Below are 19,646 nucleotides of genomic sequence, written 5' to 3' on the forward strand. Positions count from 1 at the left end.
GTTCGGAACTCTTTTACTACATCTCTTCAATAGGCATCTTCTGCAGCATTGATTCAGCAAGAAGCATCGTAATCCGCGCGTTTCGGCTTTAGTGTCAAACCTGCAAGCCAGCAGGGACGGAAGCTTAGCGCTATTCAATCTGGGGGTGACGTCGGCGGCGCTGGGTATTTTCTTTTACTCACTTAGCCGAGGTGATGAGCTTGTAATGGCCCGCGCTCTGGTGGTCAATGTCATCGTGGTATTAGAGATTTTTTATCTATTTAACGTGCGTTACCTACACACGAGTTCATTTAACTTGCTTGGCGTGCTGAGGAACCCCACTGTGTTGATAGCGATCACGGTAGTCTTTATTTCTCAACTTGCTTTCACGTATCTGCCGATCATGCATAGTCTATTCGATACTCGGCCACTAGATTTTATGGATGGTTTATTAGTGATTAGCATGGGAATCGCTATGATGTGTGTGCTGGAGACCGAAAAATACCTAGTTCGAAGGGGTGGTTGGTTCGACCACTGAGTAGGGAGAGAATAGTGTGCCGAAGAGTGATCAAATGAAGCCTCAGCGCTTAAAGCGTGACCCTTATCTTCTCTGGCTCTTCTTTGGCTTTGTGTTCATATGGACATGGTTAGCGCTTGGGCCCCATTATCGGTCTGATTGGTTACTTGAGAATATACTGGTGTTTATGGCAGTGCCTGTGTTGGGGTGGATCTGGTATTGGCGGAATATCTCACGTCTAGCGTGGAGTTGTATTTTTCTCTTCCTGGTATTCCATGAAATCGGTGCTCATTACACTTATTCCGAGGTGCCATATGATCTATGGTGGCAAGAACTGTTTGGTTTCTCTTTAGATCATTGCCTTGGCTTCGAGCGTAATCAGTATGATCGATGGGTGCATTTTCTCTATGGTTTATTAATACTGCCACTTGTGGCAGAGCTGATGGAAAGGCTTTTCCCCTTAGATTCCTTTCTGCGATGGCTTATTCCGGTGATGATTATTATGTCCCATTCCTCACTCTATGAACTTATCGAATGGTTTTCAGCAGAAGTATTTAGCGAAGAGTTAGGCCAAGCCTATCTGGGGGCACAGGGAGATATCTGGGATGCTCAAAAAGATATGGCACTGGCACTTATGGGAGCACTATTAGCCTGTGTGGTTTATTTTATGAAACGGCGATTTGAAAAAAACTAATCAATTCAACCATTATTTGCTAACTTAAGTAATCGCAAGTATCGGTCATAAAGCTAACACTTACTTGTATATAATACTGCAGTCTTTGCAGCGTGTAGCATAGGGCAGTGCTTTCAGGCGCTCAGGCGCAATTAAACCGCCACATTCCTCGCAGTAATCACCCAGTTGCGCCTCAATACGTGCTAAGGCGAGTTCTATCTGGGTCAGCTCCGACGTAGCTTCATTTTCAAGTTGGTCAACCACTTCGTCGTTCTGAACTTGCGTTGCCTGCTCTTCAAGGTCTTTCTCCAGGGCACCACTGATTCGATGCTGATGCTCTTTGTAGCGCTGCAGCCTCTCTTGAAGTTCTGTCCTTAGGCCTTCTAGTAGGGCCTTTCTGGCTCGTGTACTGTCTTGTATGGCCATATAGCCCCCAGCGGTACAAGTTAGTAATTAATTCATAATAGATCAATTTGGAAACATGGCTCTTGATATTGTTCACTCTTGATGTACATAGCTACCTGGGGCATCCGCGAGAGAGGGGTAGGTCTTAGACCCGACGTTGGGCGATTTAGCAAACGGCCCTGAGCGTTCAGCTAGCCATGCTAGCCATGCTAGCCATGCTAGCCACGCAGGCCACCATGAACCAGGCTGGCACAATCAGCAAAGGCATCGAGTGAACCTTATCAGTGGCAGGTGAGTACTGGATCAGCTCAATCAAATGGTTGAGGTATACGACCTTGCCTGGTGTCACTGCGAGGTCACGCCCAACTACAAAATTTTCGGACCCCTCCGGCTTCTTACCAAGAGTATGATTCTGAATATCTTCCCACCAGTGCTGTATTCCATAGAGTAAGTTTGCACCGCCGTTATTCAAGGTTTTCCTGATGACGACAGGGTTGGTCAGCAGGTAATTTGAAGGCGACAGCACATCAAGCCATTGGCGCGCACCAAACTCAACCGCCTGTTCATGATGAGGTGATAGCCCACGTAGACCGATTGTAGCGTTATACCACCACTGCTGTTGGAGTAAAAAACTTTGGTAAAGCAAGTTGTAGGGAAGAGTCGCCAAGCAGGGTCTCGGAAACGTCGGTCTTGAGGTAATGGCTCTATACAGGGTTCAGCGTCAGGGTCGAGTGTTGAATGGCTTGCCCAAGAAATTAAGCGTAGCTGTTTTTTCATGGCTTTATGCACAAGGTGAGTCTGAGTCACAGGCGAAAGAGCTAGGCTAGAAAGCCAATCCAGGTAAGTAAGTATGACTGAGGCAGGCGAAATACCAAGGGTCAAGCCCGCCAACGAAGCACGCACAAGCCTGTCTTGGCTTTCGTGCTGAGTATCGTTGAAAAACATGCGCATGTGGCCTCAAGTGGTATTATTTTTCTAACTATATCTATTCAATTATATTGATTTTAAAAAACATTTTGCCTTATTTATAGTCAACATTAATCAATAATTTTTTTGAATTTTTTAAATAAATTGAGCTATCTCAATTTTATCGCTGTTTAAGGCTTTTTTACTATTTTAAATTGCTTCTCGTCTGAAAAAACAGGCTAGACTTATCTATAAGATGTTCCCTTGATCCACCACAATAAACTGCTGAAGCCAAATAAAATACAACTACCAATCTTCCTAGTATGAACGGGGTCTTTTATACGGTTCTTTGCTGGAGCTTTCATAAGTGGAATTTAAGGATTACTACCAAGTGTTGGGGGTATCGAAGACTGCGACGGCCGAGGAGATCAAGAAGGCTTACCGTCAGTTGGCGCGTAAGTTTCATCCCGATGTCAGTAAAGAACCCGATTCTGAACAACGCATGCAAGAGGTTAACGAAGCTAAGGCGGTGCTATCCGACCCTGAGAAGCGTCTCGCCTATGACCAGTTGGCACAGCAGTATCGATCGGGGCAGGATTTCCAGCCATCTCCTGAGTGGGATGCGGGCTTTGAATTCAGTGGGCGTGGATTCGAGGAGGCTGATCTCAGTGAGTTCAGTGATTTCTTTGCCAACCTGTTTGGTCAAGGAGGCCGGACTAGGCAAAAGGGACGCAGCTATCAAATGCGTGGCGAAGACCGTCATGCCAAGATTAATATCGACTTGAAAGATGCTTTCCACGGCGCTAACCGTACGATCATCCTGCAAGTGCCGCAAGTTGATTCTCAGGGGCGTGTGGCCTCTCGGGAGCACACCCTCAGTGTTCAGATACCCAAAGGTATCAAGGCAGGCCAACATATTCGCCTTATAGGGCAGGGCAGCCCTGGCGTTGGAGGGGGCCCATCAGGTGACCTCTATTTAGAGATTCACTTCACGCTAGACTCACAATATCGGGTCGATGGGCGGGATGTGTATCAAACGGTGCCGATAACTCCTTGGGAAGCAGCTTTAGGGGCGAGCATCGAAACGACAACACCTTCAGGAATGGTGAGATTCAAAGTACCAGCTGGATCTCAAACCGGTCGTAAGCTGCGCCTCAAGGGGCGTGGTATTCCAGGGCAGGAGCCGGGTGATCTTTATATGGAACTTGAAGTGGTGCTACCTCCGGCTGATACCGATAAAGCACGAGAATTATATAAAACCATGGCACGTGAATTCGCTTTTGATCCGCGCCAACGAAAGGGAGGCTAGCGCATGGCACAGCAGCATACCGTTAGCGGCGAATTGATTGACGAGGTGACCCTTACGCTTGAAGATCTGGCTCGCGCCTGTTCGGTGAAACCTGATTGGATCATAGAGCGCATTGAGAGCGGTTTGTTAGCCGACGGTTCGCCCTATGTGGCGAACTGGCGTTTTACCAGCCACGACCTGACCCGTGCTCGACGAATGTGTCAGTTGGAACGTGACTTTGAGGCAGTGCCCGAGCTAGCAGCCCTGGCGGCTGACCTGATAGAGGAGAACCAGCGTTTAAAGAGCAGATTGCGAGCTGCTGGGCTCATTGATGACGCCGATGGCCCTAGCTGACCTTTCCCCTAGACCTAGATTAGTATCACTGGTTTTTTATGCGTGCTCTTTCCAATACTCCTTGCACCCAGTTTCTGCGGCCAAGGGGTTTGGGGGGGTGTCGAATCAAAGGAAAGGGTTCGATGACCCTTTGTTTTTGTTGTTGTTGGATTCGCGCTGGTTTACGTGCAATTAGAAGGAGTCCTGCCATGTACATAGTCTGCTCGTCCTGTGGTACTACCAATCGGATACCCGCCGAACGTCTTGACGATGCACCTATTTGTGGGCGATGCAAAGCTATATTGATGGCCGCCGAGCCTGTTGCCCTTAGCGATGCATTATTACCTAAATTTATCTCAGTTACAGAACTACCTGTACTCGTTGACTTCTGGGCCACTTGGTGTGGGCCATGTAAGGCGATGGCGCCCCATTTCGCCGCCAGCGCCCAACAGATGCCAGAGGTACGGTTTGTCAAAGTGGAAAGCGACGCTGCACCAGAAGCCTGCGCGATCTACAATATCCGTAGTATCCCAACACTGATCCTGTTTTATAAGGGCGTGGAGGTTGCGCGCCTCACTGGTGTAGTGTCTGCAGCTGAGCTTAAAACGTGGATTCAGCAGCAACTGAGTAAAGAAAGAAAGGGTCGTTAATTCTGTGGGGCAGATGAGGACAGTGTTGGAATTGATTTAATATTGCTATGTATCATCAAAATTTGCGAATTGGCCAGCAAGTAATGACTTTCTTTCCACAACTAACACCGTTAAATTTATGAGATGTTCAGTTAACGTTGGTTAATGGAGGTCTTGAATGATATAACCTATTTTTATAGAAAATTAACGAAATAGGGTGGTGTCACGTATAGGCGTAAGCTCCTTCATTCCTATGTCAATAATTCTTATAGACGCGTCAGCGTGAAAAATAGCTACAGCGTGCTACTTATTAGATTTTTCGATTCAGTTTGATGCTGGTTTTATTTTGAGTATTTTGATGCTGCTATATATTATGTAACTAGGCCTAAGTTTTTTTATGTTGTTGAATATTTAAAATTACTTTATATGTTGATTTCGATTTTCTCTTGTGCGATTGTTTCTATGTCGCACCTTCGCTTGGATTAAATAAATTTTTTTAAACGGTTGTTAATTAATAACTATTGATAAATAAGTTGCAGGGGGTTAAAAGTGTCGATTGATAGAAAATGTTATATGATGTTAGTTCTATATTGCTGCTATGCTATAAATTGCTCGTTTAAGCCATGGGCTCGCCGGCAGAGGTATATAGCCGATGTCTTATGAAATCATGCTCAAGCAAATATATGCGCCGATAGAGGCTTGTGACGGTACTCGTGTATTGGCTGATTTATGGCCTGGAAGCCTATCACGTCGCTTGCTTGCTCTAGATGAATGGTACCCGGAGATAGCACCTGCATCTCAACTATGCCGTCAGTATCGTCAGCAAAAAATCAGTAAACCACTCTTTCTTGAGCGATACAGGAGTGAGCTGAAGGCGTGCCCTGATAAGCTACTGCCTTTAATGAGATTCGCACGCGCGGGGCGAGTGACCCTACTCACTGCCGCTCGTCAAATTGACGATTCCCACCTTTCGGTAATAAAAGAACTGACGCTATTAGCGCTTGCAGAGGAAGACGCGAGTGATCGTGAATTTTGCTCCTCTCCCTGCCTAGCGCACACGTTACCCACTTCCCAGCGTTAGGCCGTTTGCTTAACGCGTCATCATTTTGCTTGATGATGACTGGTTTAGTGCCCCTGTAGGCCAGTGCATCTAATGTTAATCGCTTAATAAGCCCAGATAACCGCAAACAAAATACCCCATCCCAGAGCACTGGCAGCCATAATTGTGTAAGTGGCTGAGATAGTAGCAACATAAATTTCTTGCTGAGTACAGAGTGCTTGTAAGCCGTGGTAAATCAAGCTGCAAGAGATGCCCAGCCCGCTGAGTATAATCACGACATTAAAAAATAAGTTGGGTACCAGGAGTGCCAACGACGAGGCAAATAAAGGCAGTGGTGCAAGCCCGGCAAGTAAATAGGCATCTTGATAGCTAATAGATAGCTCTTCAGTTCCATTGACTACAGCGTAGATTACCCACCCGATAACGAAAAAACTCAATATCTCTGCAAGGAAAATAATGGTGGTGATAAAACGCCACTCTCGGTCAGCAAAGCCCACCATAAATGTATCGCCGTAATGGTTGCCCGCATAATAGAGCATTACTGGCGGTAAGAGCGACATGGGTAAAACCACCAGCCACGCTAGTAAAGGAATGGAGGGGCAGGAAGTCTGTAACTCTTTCCAGCCTTCACGATGATTAAATGGTAATTTGAGAAAAGTGAGTGCTCTCATTCCAGGTCTCCTTGAAGGTGTAATTTCAATGATTATTTATATCATGATGTGATATTGTGTTTTTTTAAAGACGCTATAAATTAGCGAGTCAGCCATAGTTGAGTATGTGGTAAACAGAGTTGGAAAATGACTAAAAAACAAGCCCTTGATAAAAATGACTTTGAGCGGTTATCGCAATTTCGTTATCGATTACGTTGTTTTCTTCGCCAGAGTGAAGATATCTGTCGCCGCTATGGGCTGACGCCATTGCAGTATCAATTACTGCTACATCTTCGTGGCTTCCATGGCAGAGATTGGGCAACGGTAGGGGAACTTGCTGAGCGGCTTCAATCAAAACATCATGGAGTGGTGGCGCTAGTCGACCGCTGTGAGCAACTATCGTTGGTTGTGCGGCGGCAAGGGCGTGAGGATCGTCGTCAAATAGAAGTGCATTTATTGGAAGAGGGCGTGAATCGGGTGACGCAGATTGCTGAAGCTCATCAACCTGAATTGCGTCATTTGCAGGAAGAGACGCCATTTCCTGGCTGGAATACGTCCACTTAATGTAGAACTTAGAAGGTTTAAAATAGCCAGTATACATTCCGTACCCTTGTCAGAAATGATAGGGGCGATTGCCGTGTATAGCTCTTAAGTGTGCTGTATGGCATTTCGGTTAGTTGCTGAACAGTAGAGGCACTGTCCGAATCCAATCGACGCGAACAGTGCCGTGATGCTACAGGTGATTCTTTAGTGCTTGGCACTCTGTAAAGCCTGTTCTTCGATGTCTCTATCAACAGAAGAGACGTAGTACTCGTCATCGAAAGCGCCTTCTGGCTCCTTGAGCCACACCAAGCAGATAACCCAACTGATGAAAGCGCCGGTGGCGATGATGTAGAAGAACTGCGATGGAGTGACAAATGTAAAGATGGTTAGGTACACCACCGCGCCAACATTACCGTAAGCGCCGGCCATTCCGGATATCTGCCCAGTGATGCGGCGCTTGATGGAGGGAATGATACCGAAGGTTGCTCCCTCGGCCCCTTGCACGAATATCGAGGTGCCGATGGTCACCGCAATGGCCAGAATCAGTGGCCAACTTGAATTGAGCAAAGCCATCAGTAAGAACCCAACGCTAATGCCAAACATGTAGCACAGCATTACAAAACGCCGGTTGCCCATGCGGTCGGAAACCATGCCGCCCATGGGGCGCGCCACCAGATTGACGAACGCGAATGACGCAGCAATCAGGCCAGCGGTAGCGGCATTCAGGCCCCAAGTCTCCTCAAAGAACATGGGCAGCATCGATACCACTGCGAGTTCAGCGCCAAAGTTGGCAAAATAGGTGCTGTTAAGCGCCGCCACACTGTTGAACGAGTACTTATCATCCTCCGGTACACCCTTACGCAGGATCGGTAGGTTGACTCGCAGTATCTGGACAATTTGATAGATGACGATAGCGATAATGGCTAGGTAAGCGATGGTCGCACCGGTAACAGATAAGTAGCCCATATACTGAATACGCCAGACCAGAATGGCGAGTACGCCAACCAGTGGGATCGTCCAGATGATTAGCTTGATCATATCGCCCCAGGAACTCACTTCCATGGCAGCGGATTTGCGTGGCTTACGGTGAGCCTGAGCATCCGGGCCATCGGTAATCGCGAACCAGTAGTAAATACCGTAAGCGGCCATAACAATAGCACTCTGGGCGATTGCCCAGCGCCAGCCATCGGCGCCGCCGTACAAGCTTAGAGCGATGGTCGGCAGCGACATGGCCGCGACGGCGGAGCCGAAGTTACCCCAGCCAGCGTAGAAGCCTTCGGCGAAGCCGATGTCCTTGGGCTTGAACCACAGCGCCGTCATGTGGATACCGACCACGAAGCTGGCGCCAATCGAGCTCAGTACCAGGCGTGCCACTAGTAGCTGCGTCATGCTGTTACCGAAAGCAAACGCCAGCGCCGGTAGCGACATAGTGACCATGAGCACCGAGAACACCCGTCGCGGGCCGAATCGATCCAGTGCCATACCAACGATGATACGCGCGGGAATCGTTAAGGCGACGTTGCAGATGGCGAACAGCTTGAGATCATCCGTGGTTAGCCAGTCGACGCTCTTGAGCATGCTCGACGCGAGCGGCGCCATGTTGAACCACACGTAAAAGGTAATAAAGAAGGCAATCCAGGTCAGGTGCAAGGCCCGAATTTCGGGGCTGCGAAACTTGAATACAGCGGAAACTTTCATGGTCGTATCGTCCTGTGTCCCAAATGTGGTCTATGCCAAAGGGAGGGAGAGGCTACTCAAGGGCTGGGTAGGATCAATAAGGGACACTCGGCGCGCCGGGCCAGGAACGAACTGACGCTGCCAAAAGTCATGTAGTCGAGCTCATCAACGAAGTAAGTCAATGACTTGGCGATGATGCCGCCATCCGGTTGATGGCTATGGCGGGCAATGACCAGTAGGTCAGGCGAGAGTTTGCGAGTAGCCTCAAGCAGCATCTTGCGTGCGTCACCCTCGGCGAGAAGCTGCTCGGCTTGAAAGCCCTCGCCGATAGCGAACGCCACACCCTCTTGAAGGTGCTGTTTAACCTCATCGTGCTCCTGCTGAAAAAGCACCTCGTTGTTATCGGTAGCGTCGAGTGGGTTTTCCACCACGCCGACGAGTATCAGCAGAGGTTGGTTACAGCGGAACATATTGACGACCTGAGCAAGAGCCAGCTTGGCGTTTCGCGAACCGTCATAGGCGATCATGATTTTCATGGTGTCCTCCCGCATTGGGGTAGGGGGTAAAGACCCGGAGCTTGGCTCCGAGCGTAAAGAAGCAAGCCCTATTTAGGGGTTCTAAACGTAGCTCAGGGGTTCTTTACGTAGGCACTTTTGCGTAGATAGAACCACCAGTTGATGACCAGGCAGATGGTGTAGAAGACCGCAAAGCCATACATGGCAAGTTCTGGTGTGCCGGCCTGGATTTGCTCGCCCATTACCCGCGGGGCGATGAAGGCGCCATAGGCAGCGACGGCAGAGGTCCAGCCAAGAACCGGGCCTTTCTGCTGCTGGTCGAAAATCACGCCGATGCTGCGGAAGGTAGAGCCGTTGCCGATACCACTGGCAGCGAATAACACGATGAATAGCAGCAGGAATAGCCAAAAGAATTGATTAGGATCAGTGGCGTTATAGGCCTGCATCATTACGTAGCCAGTGGCGACAGAGGCGACCACCATGATCGCAGAGATTATTTGGGTAACGATGGAGCCGCCCACTTTGTCGGAGATCCATCCGCCCAGCGGACGGATCAGAGCGCCCACGAAGGGGCCTATCCAGGCCCAGGTTAAAGCGCTGGGCGCCTCTGGGTTGGCCACGCGAATCAGCGTGCCATCGGCAGTCGCTTCCATCATGTTGCCGAAGATGACGTTGATAGAGAGCGGCAGGGCTGCAGAGAAGCCAATAAAGGAGCCGAAGGTCAGGATATAGAGAATGGTCATTGACCAAGTGTGCTTATTGGAAAATATCGCGAATTGCTTCTGGATATTGGGCTTGATATCGCCAGGAATCAGGCGCAACAACACCAGGGTTAGAACAATGGTTAGCGGCAAGGCAATCCACATATTAAGCCAGCCTAGAGCCAACATGCCGATAACCGCGGTCACCATGCCGACGCCGTAGAGGCCTAATATTTTGCTGAAAGCCGCCAGCGGCGAACCAGGGTTGGGCGTAATAGTGCGGAGATTATTCATGCCAAACCAACCGGCGAACGCTAATGGGATCAGAAATACAAGCCAGATAAAGCCAGCATTCTGGATCCAGGTATCAGTCCCTGCTTCGATCCGGCCGATCAACGTACCGCTAGCGCTTTGCAATTCCATTGGCGAACCGGCTATAGCGCCGAAAATGCCGACGGTCATTACCAGTGGGATGACAATCTGCATGGTAGTGACGCCGAAATTACCGAGGCCTGCATTCATGCCCAGGGCGTAACCTTGCTGTTTGCTGGGATAAAAAGTGGAAATGTTGCTCATTGAACAAGCGAAGTTACCGCCACCGATACCGGACAGTAGCGCCAACGCCTGGAATACCCAAAACGGCGTGCCTGAGTTCATCAAGGCGATACCAGTGCCAGCAGCGGGGATCATCAATAGCGCGGTGGTCAGGAAGATAGTGTTACGCCCGCCAGCGATGCGGATCATGAACGATGCTGGGATGCGCAGTGTGGCACCTGCTAGACCGGCAAGTGCCGTCAGTGAAAATAGCTGGTTAACCGTGAACGAAAAACCCAGGTTCTGCATTTGGGTGGTAATCATTCCCCACATCATCCAGACAGCGAATCCCATCAGCAGGCTGGGGATGGATATCCATAGATTGCGGTTGGCAATGTGCTTGCCTTCCTGTTCCCAGAATTGGGCGTCTTCGACATCCCACTTCTCAATGTCGGCATTTCTCTTGCTCATGGCGATTTCCCCTTGGCATCGAACCTTTCTGCATCTAGCAGTTAGAAAGCAAGATACGCTGGAGGAAGACATTGGGAAATAGGTGAAAATGACATTAAAAACAGCGACATACCTCTTGAGAGGTAGTCGCTGAAAAGCCTCGATTCGTTGATTTTAAAGAGAAAAAATCGACAGGGGGTAAAGGCGGGTCAGGGCAGAAGTACTCTGTGAGTCTTTGGAGGTAACCACACAGAATCGACTAGTGATCGATACCTTCTTGGACTGCCCAGACGGCGGCTTCGACACGGGAGCGTAAGTTGAGCTTTTTGAGCAGATGCTTGACGTGAACCTTGACCGTGCCTTCGGTAATATCCAGCTTGCGCGCGATGAGCTTGTTGGAGAGTCCGCTAGCAAGCTGTTGTAGAATTTCGCGTTCACGCTGCGTCAGACTATGAATATCCGGAGTGGTGGGGGCATTGCGCTGATTACGCAGCGCTTCAGCGAGTAGGGCGGTTAGACTTTCGCTGATGACCATGCGTCCCAAAGCAGCTTGACGCAGCTGGCGCACCATGTCTTCAGGCTCCATATCCTTTAGCAGATAACCGTCGGCACCGTTGCGCAGCGCCGCGACCACATCATCCTCATGGTCGGAAACAGTGAACATCACCACACGGCCGCTATAGTTGGCTTCCCGTAGGCGGCGCAAGGCTTCTAAGCCATTAACGCCCGGCATGTTTAAATCCAGTAAAACCAAGTCAGGCTCCAGTTTGAGAGCCAGTGCAATGCCCTCTTCAGGGTCGCCCGTCTCGCCAACCAGTTCAAGATCGTCCTCTAGTTCAAGCAACTGGGCGACGCCACGCCTCAGTAGCGGGTGGTCATCAATAATCATTAGAGTGGCGGGTGTATCGTTGGCAGTGGTCAGCGTCATTAAGAAGCCCCTGTACCTAAGTGAGAGTCTGAGGCAGCCGTAACAGGCTGCTGCTGAATTAATCGTGCAGTCAACGGGGTGAAGGCTATCTCAATGCTGGCTCCCCCAGCGGGGCGATTGGTGATACTCAGCTCCCCGTTCAGGGTAGTGGTTCGGTCGCGAATGATCACCAAACCGTAGTGCATAGGCGGCGAGCTATCGTCTTCCAGGCCGATACCATCATCCTCAATACGCACTAACAGGCGAGCATCGGCGAAATGCACAGTGACCCCAGCCCAGTGGGCTTGGGCGTGCTTGTGGGTATTAGCCAGCGCCTCGCGAATGATCTGCAGCACGTGAATTTCTTCATTGGGATTAAGTAGGTAAGGCGGCACATCGTAGTCAAGCTCAACCGTTATCTCCATGCGCTGGCTAAACTCTTCGATGGTTTGGCGTAAGGCAAATTGCAGCCCTGGCCCCTCTAGTTTGAGCCGGAAGGTAGTAAGCAGTTCACGCAGTTGACGATAGGCGCTGTTTAAACCGGTACGCAGCTCGTCGAATACCGCAGACTGCATCTCTCGAGAGGCTTCTTTTTGCTGCATACGTTCGAGTCGCGCCACCTGCATCTTTAGATAAGAGAGCGATTGGGCTAGCGAGTCGTGAAGTTCGCGGGCAATGATGGTCCGCTCGTTGATCAGCGTGACGTGCTGCTGCTCCTCGATACGCCGCTGCAGGTACACCGCCGTGGCCAACTGATCGGCTAACATGGTGAGCAACCGACGGGTGCTATCGTTGAGCCGCTCCTGGTGATACCACACTTCCAGGGTGCCAAGCAGCGTGTCGCCGACGCTGATAGGTAGCAGTAAACATTGGGACTGGTTATTGGACACCATCTCCAAGGGGCGGGGATCAATCAGGCAGGCGTGGCACTCCTGGTCACGGCAATACTCTGGCCGGGTACGTGAGTGGGTTTCCAAAACCGGCATTTCCCGTTGGTCGAAAGGATCGTTGAGGGAAAGCCGAATCGGCCCGATATCCAGCAGGTTTTCCAGTTCGCGCAGCATAGGTGCTGCGCTAGAGCAAAGGTCGTTACCGCCGCCATACAGTGAACGGCTGGCATCATGCATTACTCGCAGCGCCTGATTGCTGCGCTCAAGCTCCTGTTTCTTGCGCGATACCTTGTCTTCCAATGCGGCGTAGCTGGTTGCCAGCTCGGCAGACATCTTATTAAAGGTGTGGCCCAGCAAAGCCAGCTCATCACTGCCGCGTAGCTCTGAGCGTGGCTTGAAATTACGTTGCGCCGCCTCGCGGGCAAGCACCATCAACTGGCGCAGCGGCACTACCAGGTTATGGCGAACATCGTAAAGGGCTATCGAAACCACGATAGCGATCAGCACCAGAAAAAGCAGTTGCATCATCCCCAGTAGCCGCACCTTAGCCTCGGTGCTCTGCTCCAGATAGGTCACTAGCACTTCAATGTCACTGACCATCTCAACGATCATCATTTCTAGCGTAGCGAGGTCTAGCGCCGTGGCAGCGGCCGGAGCCTCTAGTGCCGGGCGAAGCGAGTGTTGCCAGTAGCTCTGAAGTTTTTCCAGTTGGCGGCGGCGCTCATGACGATCATCAATGGGGATCGTTTGTTGTAGCGTTGTGCCATACAAGCGTTGATCGAAGCTCGAAATCAGTCCTTCGAGCTGTTCTGCGCTTGTCTCCTCTGGAGCATACTCCAGGCGTTGCAAGGCTCCCATAATCTGATAGGCATTCATGCGTAATGAGCCAGCGACATTAATCGCGGCAGCATCGCCACGGCTGCTGTTAGACATTGTCATAGTCAGGGTGATACTGATGAGCGCCATCCCGCTAATGGCAAGCAGGGACGCAATGATGCGAGCAACCAGGGAGCGCTGAAGTAATTTCATGGCATTTCCGATAGCGCGAAAGAGGTAAGCGAGTGTGGCACTGTCTGCATTTCGATACGAGGGCTATTCCTTTAGGGTTAGCCAGCCTACCTCCGATGCCTTTTTGACCTACGCCCAGTATTTACCGACAATTCTGGCATGTCTTCCGATGTCTTTATACCCTCGCTGGGAAACGCCATGCCATCATCTGTGCCGCCTCCCACGTTGGAGACATCAATACAGCCAGTGAATGGTTATCAGTCGCTGGTAGCCATGCTGCTAATGCCGCTAGCAAGCGCTTTAGCGGTGGCTAGCTGGACACTTTATGCCCTGCTTGCAAAGCAGCCTGTCTATGTGTTGGTACCGTTGATGAGTGGTGTGCTGTTGGCATGGCCAGCCTGGTATATCGCCAAACGGGGCGACACCTGCCGCTTGATGCAATGGCTATTACTGGGGCTAGCGTTGGCGCTGGGCGGATTTGGGATGGCAAGCCAGCCGTGGGAGTTTTTGTTGGTAGGGGCTGGGCTTGGGCTGGGAGGGGCGGTGATTACCACCGGCATCGCCCACGCCAAAGGCTGGATGCCTGGCCGTTGGGTGTGTCTTTGTATCGCCCTTTGTGTGGCTTTAGCGGCAGGTGTCGGGCTTTCCCAGCGAATAGCACCTCTGGTCGTCCAAGCCTATGGTTGGCGCGCAGCGCCACTTAGCCTGTTGATCCCTCTGTTTATGGTAATGCTGCTGCTGTGGCTTTTCGTAGAGTCACCTGAGTAACGCCGCCTATTAGTCTCACCTGTTCATTCTTAACTACTCTCTCTCTCCTTCTGATTCTTAACTACTAGCGATAAGGCTCACTTTATGACCACAGTTGTTATGACCACCGATTTTATGACTATAGCGACGTTTGCCGATTTACTGCAGGAAGCGCGTAAACAACCTAAGCCCCAGCGCCTGCTGTTTGTGTTTGTTCGCGCAGAGCTGCCCGATTTCCCCGATGCTGAACAGCGCCGTCGCTTCGAGCAGGGTGAAGGGGGTGTATTGGTGCCGGTGGTATGCGTAGATAAGTCGATGCAGGAACTGAGCAGTATGGCGGCGTTGGTCGAGGAGTCACGCCGTACCGAGATCGAATGGGATTTAGTCTTCACTGCTGCCATGGACGACCCAAAAGATGATGCCGAGGTTGAACGCCAGCTTCAGCGTATGATGGAGTCGCTGCAAATGGGTAATATCACCGCCTATCTTGCCTTCGATCATCACGGCAATGCGGTTAACGTCGGCTAGGGACGGTTACCATGGAGCACTATTTCCTCATCAAGCACCTGCACATGACGGCCGCTGCGCTGAGCATCACGCTCTTCGTAGTGCGTGCCTGGTGGTCGGTGCAGGAAAGTCCGCGACTCAACGCCCGTTGGGTCAAGATATTGCCTCATCTTATTGATACGGCTCTGTTGGGACTGGGGGTGACTTTGATGGTATTGCTTTCCGTATGGCCCTGGCAGCTTCCTTGGCTTGGCGCCAAGTTACTGGCGCTGCTGGCCTATATCGGTATTGGCACCATTGCGATTAAGCGCGGGGCTACGCCAACGGTGCGAGCCCTAGCCGCGGTAGTGGCGGTGGCCATCTTTGCCTATATGGTGGGGGCTGCTATTCACCACAGCCCGCTTTCCTGGTTGGGCTGATTATTTCAGCATTCTTAAGTACTGGCGAAGTACCTCGGCATTGTTGCGGCGCTCTTCCTTAGAAGCAAACACCAGAGTAACTCGCTCTTTCCTGGCACGTTGTGCAAGGTCCCGAAGAGTCTCGCGATAGGACGTTAATTCTTTGAGATAGCGTCGGCGGAAGCCATTCCAATCGAGTGAGTCAGTATGAAACGCTTTGCGAAGCTCGCTGCTCGGTGCAATTTCCTTACGCCACTCATTAATTTTAGCATCCTCCTTGGACACCCCGCGTGGCCAGATACCATCGACGAGAACACGATAACCATCCTTGTTGTGCGGTGATTCGTAGGCACGCTTTAATTCGATACTCATCGTTACCTCGTTAGTCACTGTATCGCCCTCTAAACCTAGCGAGTTAGTAGCCTCCGTTCTACCTGAAGTTTAATAAGCCCAAACAATAGCCATCAGTAGACCCCATGCCAGCATTCCGGCGGCCATAACGGTGTAAGTTACAGACATTGTTGTGACGTCATTTGCTGAGCGTTTACACAGAGCCTGCAACCCGTGGTAGACCAAACTGCAAGAGATACCAAGTGCTACTAGCACTATCAGGGTATTGAACAACAGGCTAGGGATCAGCAGGGCGATCGCTGCAGACCAAAGTGGTAAAGGTGCTAGGGCTGCCACCAGATAAGCGTCGTGGTAGCTAATTGATAGATCCCGATCGCTATTGACCACCGCGTGAATTAGCCAGCCCATCACGAAGAAGGTGAGCAGCTCAGCCAAGAACAGAATGGTAGTGATGAAGCGCCACTGTCGGTCAGCAAAGCCTGGAGCAAAAATATCTCCGTAGTGTGTGCCCGCGTAATAGAGCATCACCGGGGGGAGTAACGACATGGGCAGCACGATGCACCAGGCCAGAGTGGCGATTGAAGGATGGCGTTGCTGGAGGTCTTTCCATCCCGCTAAATGGGTAAAGGGCAATTGAATAATGCTTAGAGGGGTCATTGTGTTAGCCTCGCCGCCGGTTGAGATCGTAGCTGATAATTAAAATATCATGTTGTGATGTTATTTAAGGAGTAGGACTTACTGGCGGTTCTGTCAAGGTAGTTCTGCTTTCATCTAACGAGAGGACCGCAGTTGGCTGAGCTGTTAATGAGCGGCCTCAGGTAGATGCCGAGGCCGCCCATTATTAAGCTGCGTCGAGTGGGCGTGAGGGGCCAAAGTGCTCAAAGTGTCGGCGATCCTCGTCGACTCCCAATTCAGACAACGCATTATTAATCGCTGTCATAAACCCTTGAGGGCCGACGAAATAGCAGCGCGCCTTAAGATCAGGCAGGTAGTGAGCTAATAAGCTGCGGTCGATACGACCAATATGTTCGGCTTCGTTGCCACGCTCATGAATGCGGACAGCCTTAAGGCGTTGAGGATACTCGCTTTTCAGCGTCTCTAATTCACCTTTAAAGGCCTGATGTTCGGCATCCAGGGCGGCGTGTAGATAGATAACTTGCCGCCCAAGGGACAGGGCATGGCGTGCCATGGGGAGCAGGGGCGTTTGCCCAACGCCGCCGCTGGCAAGCAGCAGAGGCTCGTCACCTTCAATCAGCGTGAGGTCACCTGCTGGTGGTAATAGTTCCAAGGTATCGCCGGGTTGTAAGACATCGTGGAAGTGGCGGCTGACTTGGCCCTGTTCTTCGCGTTTGATCGAGATTCGATAGCTTTGACCATTCGGCGTGTCTGAGAGGCTGTAATGCCGATAAACCAGCTCGCCATTAATGGTTAGACGTACACCGATATACTGCCCCGGCTCATGGTCAGCCACTCGCTCCCCATCCTCGGGCTCAAGGATAAAAGAACGAATTAAAGCACTTTCCTGCTGGGTACTGGCAATCTTGAAACGGCGTGTGCCACGCCATCCGCCAGGGCGCTGTTCAAACTCACGATAGCGCTGATCTTCCAGGTCAATTAACAGGGCGGCAAGCTCGTTATATAGAGCGCCCCATGCGTCGGCGATTTCCGGGGTGACAGCTTCACCCAGCACTTCGCCAATGGCCGCCAGTAGGCATTCACCGACAATAGGGTACTGCTCGGGAAGAATGCCTAGCGAGACGTGTTTACTGACCACGACATCCAAAGTAGCACGCGCCTGAGCTGGATTACTGCGTAGTTGCACATAGGCCAACACGGCGTTGGCCAGTGCGCGGGGCTGGCCGCCGCTTTGCTGGTGTACCTCATTAAAAAGCGGTTTGACCTCTGGATAGCGGCTAAACATCAGCGGATAGAAGCGTTGGGTAATCGCATTTAGGTGTTCGGCCACGATGGGAGCTGTCGCGTTGATCAGCTTTTCCTGCTCATGTGTTAGCACTATTACTACCTCGGTATATTAAAATGTATTCAAAATACATCTTAATGATATGGGTCTACAAAAGCTAGCCATAAGATGTATTTTTGATGCATGTCATGGTCTTTGTTGATGTCTAGGCGCACACTCATATTTCCAAGTAAATTAGTCGGGATTACGCCATGTCAACGACCACCTCATCCCAGCCTGTTTCTAAGCTTAAGCATTTACCCTTAATGCGCCTGGCTTTTAGGCCTTTCTTTCTGCTGGCCGCGCTGTTTAGTGTGGCGTCCCTCTTGGTGTGGTTGGCCTTCTGGCACGGCACTATTTTGCTGCGACCTTATGGCGGTCTGGTTTTCTGGCATCAGCATGAAATGTTGTTTGGCTTTGCCGCGGCGGTGGTAGCAGGATTTTTACTAACCGCTGTGCGTAACTGGACAGGGTTGCCGAGTTTAAACGGCGGGCCGCTGCTGGGTCTGGTGGTGCTATGGCTATTAGGTCGGGGGCTGATGGCTTTCCCCATGGGGCTGCCGGAGTGGATGTTGCTGACGGTTGACCTAGCGTTTCTGCCAATTGTCGCTATTGTTATGGCGCGTCTCGTTATCACCGCAAAGCGTTGGCGCAACTTGATCTTTGTACCTGTGCTGTTGCTGTTTGCCACGGCTAACCTGGCGATGCACTTAGGGGTGGTGCAAGGCGACGCCGAGCTGATCCGCCAAGCCGCCTACTTAGCCGTACTGTTAATCACACTGATGATGACCGTCGTGGGCGGACGCGTGATTGCCATGTTCACTGCCAATCGTTTGGGCCGCACCAAACCTGAACCTATTGCTTTGCTCGAAGGAGTGACGCTGTTGAGTACGGCTGGCGTAGTCGTGCTGCAGCTGGTCATCATGTTGGGGGTTGCCATTCCTACTTTATTAATGGGGGGAGTGATGCTCTTAGCAGCGTTGGCCAACACTGTTCGCATGGCGCGTTGGGGTGGGTTGCATAGCTGGCGTGAACCTTTACTTTGGGGGCTCCATGGTAGTTACGCCTGCATTCCGCTAGGGCTTGTCATGTGGGTCTTGGCACTCATGGGGCTGATGCGCGTTGAACTTGCCGTGCACGCTCTGACCATTGGTGGCATGGGCACCATGATGCTGGCCATGATGGCCAGGGTTTCGCTAGGTCATACGGGCCGCCCCATACGCACATTGCCTGGTATTGGTGTGGCGCTGGGCTTAATGCTAATAGCCGCCTTGGTGCGCTCACCCGTCTTGGCGTTATTTCCTCAGATTACCCACTGGACCTATACGCTGAGCATCATCTTCTGGTGTTTAGCCTACGCAATATTTCTCGCGCACTACACTTGGCCGCTGATGCAGGCGCGAGTCGACGGTCAGGATGGCTAGGGAGTGCTATGCGCTGACGGTAGGAATGCGCATAAGTTGCTCCAGTTGAGATTGTTGACTGCCCAGCAGGTCGGCCAACGTATAGTGGTCTAGCACACCTATAAATGCTGACAGTGCATCATTAAGAATCGGTTGAAGGCGACATGCAGGCGTAATGATGCAGGCGTTGTCGCTATGAAAGCACTCCACTAACGCCATGTCATGCTCCATCTCGCGTACTAGCTCGCCTAACCCAATGGTTGCGGGGTCCCGTGTCAGCAGTAAGCCGCCATTCTTGCCACGAATAGCGGTAACGTAGTTCTTTTGACTTAGCTCTTGAACGATTTTCATCAAATGATTGCGTGAGATATTAAAGGTCTCGGCAATCTCGTGAATCGTAGAGCGCTCTTCTCCCTTGGTCGCAAGAAAGATTAATACGCGTATCGAATAATCAGTGAATCGGGTGAGGTGCATGGAGTGTGCTTTGCTCCGAGAGTAATCCAGCTATAAAAAGCATGTTGTATGAATGTTAAGTGAGTTGCAATGTAAACGTAGTTGAAGGCCTGCGAGCATATTCCGCTCCGCTACAGCAAGCATTCAAGCACGGTTTAATTT

At 51.0% G+C, this 19,646-nt stretch carries 23 protein-coding genes and 1 pseudogene; 11 read left to right on the plus strand and 13 right to left on the minus strand.

Annotated features, from left to right (window positions below; translation table 11 throughout):
• Nucleotides 1-145 precede the first annotated feature (145 nt).
• Both JFC11_RS11980 and JFC11_RS11985 read left to right on the plus strand, forming a co-directional pair.
• Nucleotides 146-517 carry a cation transporting ATPase C-terminal domain-containing protein gene (locus JFC11_RS11980; RefSeq protein ID WP_332838107.1) on the plus strand — a complete coding sequence of 124 codons (372 nt, stop codon included), beginning with the start codon at nucleotides 146-148 and terminating at the stop codon, nucleotides 515-517.
• Nucleotides 518-551: 34 nt separating this feature from the next.
• Nucleotides 552-1,190, plus strand: a complete 639-nt coding sequence (locus tag JFC11_RS11985) for a DUF2238 domain-containing protein (RefSeq protein WP_232482889.1) — start codon at nucleotides 552-554, stop codon at nucleotides 1,188-1,190.
• A 60-nt stretch (nucleotides 1,191-1,250) separates the two neighbouring features.
• Here the strand turns inward: JFC11_RS11985 and JFC11_RS11990 are convergent, their stop codons facing one another.
• The 3 genes and pseudogenes from JFC11_RS11990 to JFC11_RS19185 all read right to left on the minus strand — a co-directional run.
• Nucleotides 1,251-1,595: a TraR/DksA family transcriptional regulator gene (locus JFC11_RS11990; RefSeq protein ID WP_198349617.1), complete on the minus strand. Its 345-nt coding sequence runs from the start codon at nucleotides 1,593-1,595 to the stop codon at nucleotides 1,251-1,253.
• Between the two features lie 166 nt (nucleotides 1,596-1,761).
• Nucleotides 1,762-2,241, minus strand: a complete 480-nt coding sequence (locus JFC11_RS19005) for a hypothetical protein (RefSeq protein ID WP_232482890.1) — start codon at nucleotides 2,239-2,241, stop codon at nucleotides 1,762-1,764.
• A gap of 191 nt (nucleotides 2,242-2,432) precedes the next feature.
• A pseudogene (locus tag JFC11_RS19185) lies at nucleotides 2,433-2,525 on the minus strand (hypothetical protein); the annotation flags it as partial.
• 322 nt (nucleotides 2,526-2,847) lie between these two features.
• Between JFC11_RS19185 and JFC11_RS19155 the strand changes: the two are divergent.
• The 4 genes from JFC11_RS19155 to JFC11_RS12015 all read left to right on the plus strand — a co-directional run bounded on the left by JFC11_RS19155 (nucleotide 2,848) and on the right by JFC11_RS12015 (nucleotide 5,811).
• A complete protein-coding gene (locus JFC11_RS19155) occupies nucleotides 2,848-3,789 on the plus strand; it encodes a DnaJ C-terminal domain-containing protein (RefSeq protein ID WP_198349618.1) in 942 nt (313 codons plus the stop codon).
• Nucleotides 3,790-3,792: 3 nt separating this feature from the next.
• Nucleotides 3,793-4,122 (plus strand): chaperone modulator CbpM, encoded by a 330-nt coding sequence (locus JFC11_RS12005; RefSeq protein WP_198349619.1) that lies wholly within the window; start codon nucleotides 3,793-3,795, stop codon nucleotides 4,120-4,122.
• Between the two features lie 188 nt (nucleotides 4,123-4,310).
• On the plus strand, nucleotides 4,311-4,751 hold the full coding sequence (gene trxC, locus JFC11_RS12010; protein WP_198349620.1) for a thioredoxin TrxC: 441 nt from the start codon (nucleotides 4,311-4,313) through the stop codon (nucleotides 4,749-4,751).
• Between the two features lie 631 nt (nucleotides 4,752-5,382).
• Nucleotides 5,383-5,811 (plus strand): DUF488 domain-containing protein, encoded by a 429-nt coding sequence (locus JFC11_RS12015; protein WP_198349621.1) that lies wholly within the window; start codon nucleotides 5,383-5,385, stop codon nucleotides 5,809-5,811.
• Nucleotides 5,812-5,894: 83 nt separating this feature from the next.
• On the opposite strand, the gene JFC11_RS12020 is transcribed toward JFC11_RS12015, so the two are convergent.
• Nucleotides 5,895-6,461, minus strand: coding sequence for a YIP1 family protein (locus tag JFC11_RS12020; RefSeq protein ID WP_198349622.1), 567 nt, complete (start codon nucleotides 6,459-6,461; stop codon nucleotides 5,895-5,897).
• Between the two features lie 126 nt (nucleotides 6,462-6,587).
• On the opposite strand from JFC11_RS12020, the gene JFC11_RS12025 reads away from it, so the two are divergent.
• Nucleotides 6,588-7,004: a MarR family winged helix-turn-helix transcriptional regulator gene (locus JFC11_RS12025; protein ID WP_038484912.1), complete on the plus strand. Its 417-nt coding sequence runs from the start codon at nucleotides 6,588-6,590 to the stop codon at nucleotides 7,002-7,004.
• Nucleotides 7,005-7,187: 183 nt separating this feature from the next.
• On the opposite strand, the gene JFC11_RS12030 is transcribed toward JFC11_RS12025, so the two are convergent.
• The 5 genes from JFC11_RS12030 to JFC11_RS12050 all read right to left on the minus strand — a co-directional run bounded on the left by JFC11_RS12030 (nucleotide 7,188) and on the right by JFC11_RS12050 (nucleotide 13,686).
• Complete coding sequence (locus JFC11_RS12030; protein WP_095603056.1) at nucleotides 7,188-8,681, minus strand: MFS transporter; 1,494 nt, start codon at nucleotides 8,679-8,681, stop codon at nucleotides 7,188-7,190.
• A gap of 56 nt (nucleotides 8,682-8,737) precedes the next feature.
• Complete coding sequence (locus JFC11_RS12035; protein ID WP_198349623.1) at nucleotides 8,738-9,196, minus strand: universal stress protein; 459 nt, start codon at nucleotides 9,194-9,196, stop codon at nucleotides 8,738-8,740.
• Between the two features lie 92 nt (nucleotides 9,197-9,288).
• A complete protein-coding gene (locus JFC11_RS12040) occupies nucleotides 9,289-10,881 on the minus strand; it encodes an MFS transporter (protein WP_198349624.1) in 1,593 nt (530 codons plus the stop codon).
• Between the two features lie 238 nt (nucleotides 10,882-11,119).
• Complete coding sequence (gene narL, locus JFC11_RS12045) at nucleotides 11,120-11,788, minus strand: two-component system response regulator NarL (RefSeq protein WP_089674621.1); 669 nt, start codon at nucleotides 11,786-11,788, stop codon at nucleotides 11,120-11,122.
• Entirely contained in the window at nucleotides 11,788-13,686 is a 1,899-nt protein-coding gene (locus tag JFC11_RS12050) for a type IV pili methyl-accepting chemotaxis transducer N-terminal domain-containing protein (RefSeq protein ID WP_198349625.1), read from the minus strand. The genes narL and JFC11_RS12050 overlap by 1 nt, the downstream gene beginning before the upstream one ends.
• 177 nt (nucleotides 13,687-13,863) lie before the next feature.
• Between JFC11_RS12050 and JFC11_RS12055 the strand changes: the two genes are divergently transcribed.
• The 3 genes from JFC11_RS12055 to JFC11_RS12065 all read left to right on the plus strand — a co-directional run bounded on the left by JFC11_RS12055 (nucleotide 13,864) and on the right by JFC11_RS12065 (nucleotide 15,338).
• Complete coding sequence (locus JFC11_RS12055) at nucleotides 13,864-14,433, plus strand: hypothetical protein (RefSeq protein ID WP_232482891.1); 570 nt, start codon at nucleotides 13,864-13,866, stop codon at nucleotides 14,431-14,433.
• A 114-nt stretch (nucleotides 14,434-14,547) separates the two neighbouring features.
• On the plus strand, nucleotides 14,548-14,940 hold the full coding sequence (locus JFC11_RS12060) for a ribonucleotide reductase subunit alpha (protein WP_198349689.1): 393 nt from the start codon (nucleotides 14,548-14,550) through the stop codon (nucleotides 14,938-14,940).
• Between the two features lie 11 nt (nucleotides 14,941-14,951).
• Nucleotides 14,952-15,338, plus strand: coding sequence for a SirB2 family protein (locus tag JFC11_RS12065; protein ID WP_198349627.1), 387 nt, complete (start codon nucleotides 14,952-14,954; stop codon nucleotides 15,336-15,338).
• On the opposite strand, the gene JFC11_RS12070 is transcribed toward JFC11_RS12065, so the two are convergent.
• The 3 genes from JFC11_RS12070 to hmpA form a co-directional block, all read right to left on the minus strand.
• Entirely contained in the window at nucleotides 15,339-15,689 is a 351-nt protein-coding gene (locus JFC11_RS12070) for a DUF488 domain-containing protein (protein WP_198349628.1), read from the minus strand.
• A gap of 69 nt (nucleotides 15,690-15,758) precedes the next feature.
• The gene (locus JFC11_RS12075) at nucleotides 15,759-16,325 is read right to left on the minus strand and encodes a Yip1 family protein (RefSeq protein ID WP_038484890.1); all 567 of its coding nucleotides are present in this window, start codon (nucleotides 16,323-16,325) and stop codon (nucleotides 15,759-15,761) included.
• A 184-nt stretch (nucleotides 16,326-16,509) separates the two neighbouring features.
• Nucleotides 16,510-17,682 (minus strand): NO-inducible flavohemoprotein, encoded by a 1,173-nt coding sequence (gene hmpA, locus JFC11_RS12080; protein WP_198349629.1) that lies wholly within the window; start codon nucleotides 17,680-17,682, stop codon nucleotides 16,510-16,512.
• A 158-nt stretch (nucleotides 17,683-17,840) separates the two neighbouring features.
• Between hmpA and JFC11_RS12085 the strand changes: the two genes are divergently transcribed.
• A complete protein-coding gene (locus JFC11_RS12085; protein WP_095603050.1) occupies nucleotides 17,841-19,052 on the plus strand; it encodes an NnrS family protein in 1,212 nt (403 codons plus the stop codon).
• A gap of 6 nt (nucleotides 19,053-19,058) precedes the next feature.
• Here the strand turns inward: JFC11_RS12085 and JFC11_RS12090 are convergent, their stop codons facing one another.
• Entirely contained in the window at nucleotides 19,059-19,505 is a 447-nt protein-coding gene (locus JFC11_RS12090) for an Rrf2 family transcriptional regulator (protein ID WP_198349630.1), read from the minus strand.
• Nucleotides 19,506-19,646 lie beyond the last annotated feature (141 nt).

Origin of the sequence: Vreelandella alkaliphila (assembly GCF_016107625.1) — a bacterium.
GTDB classification, from domain to species: Bacteria; Pseudomonadota; Gammaproteobacteria; order Pseudomonadales; family Halomonadaceae; genus Vreelandella; species Vreelandella alkaliphila.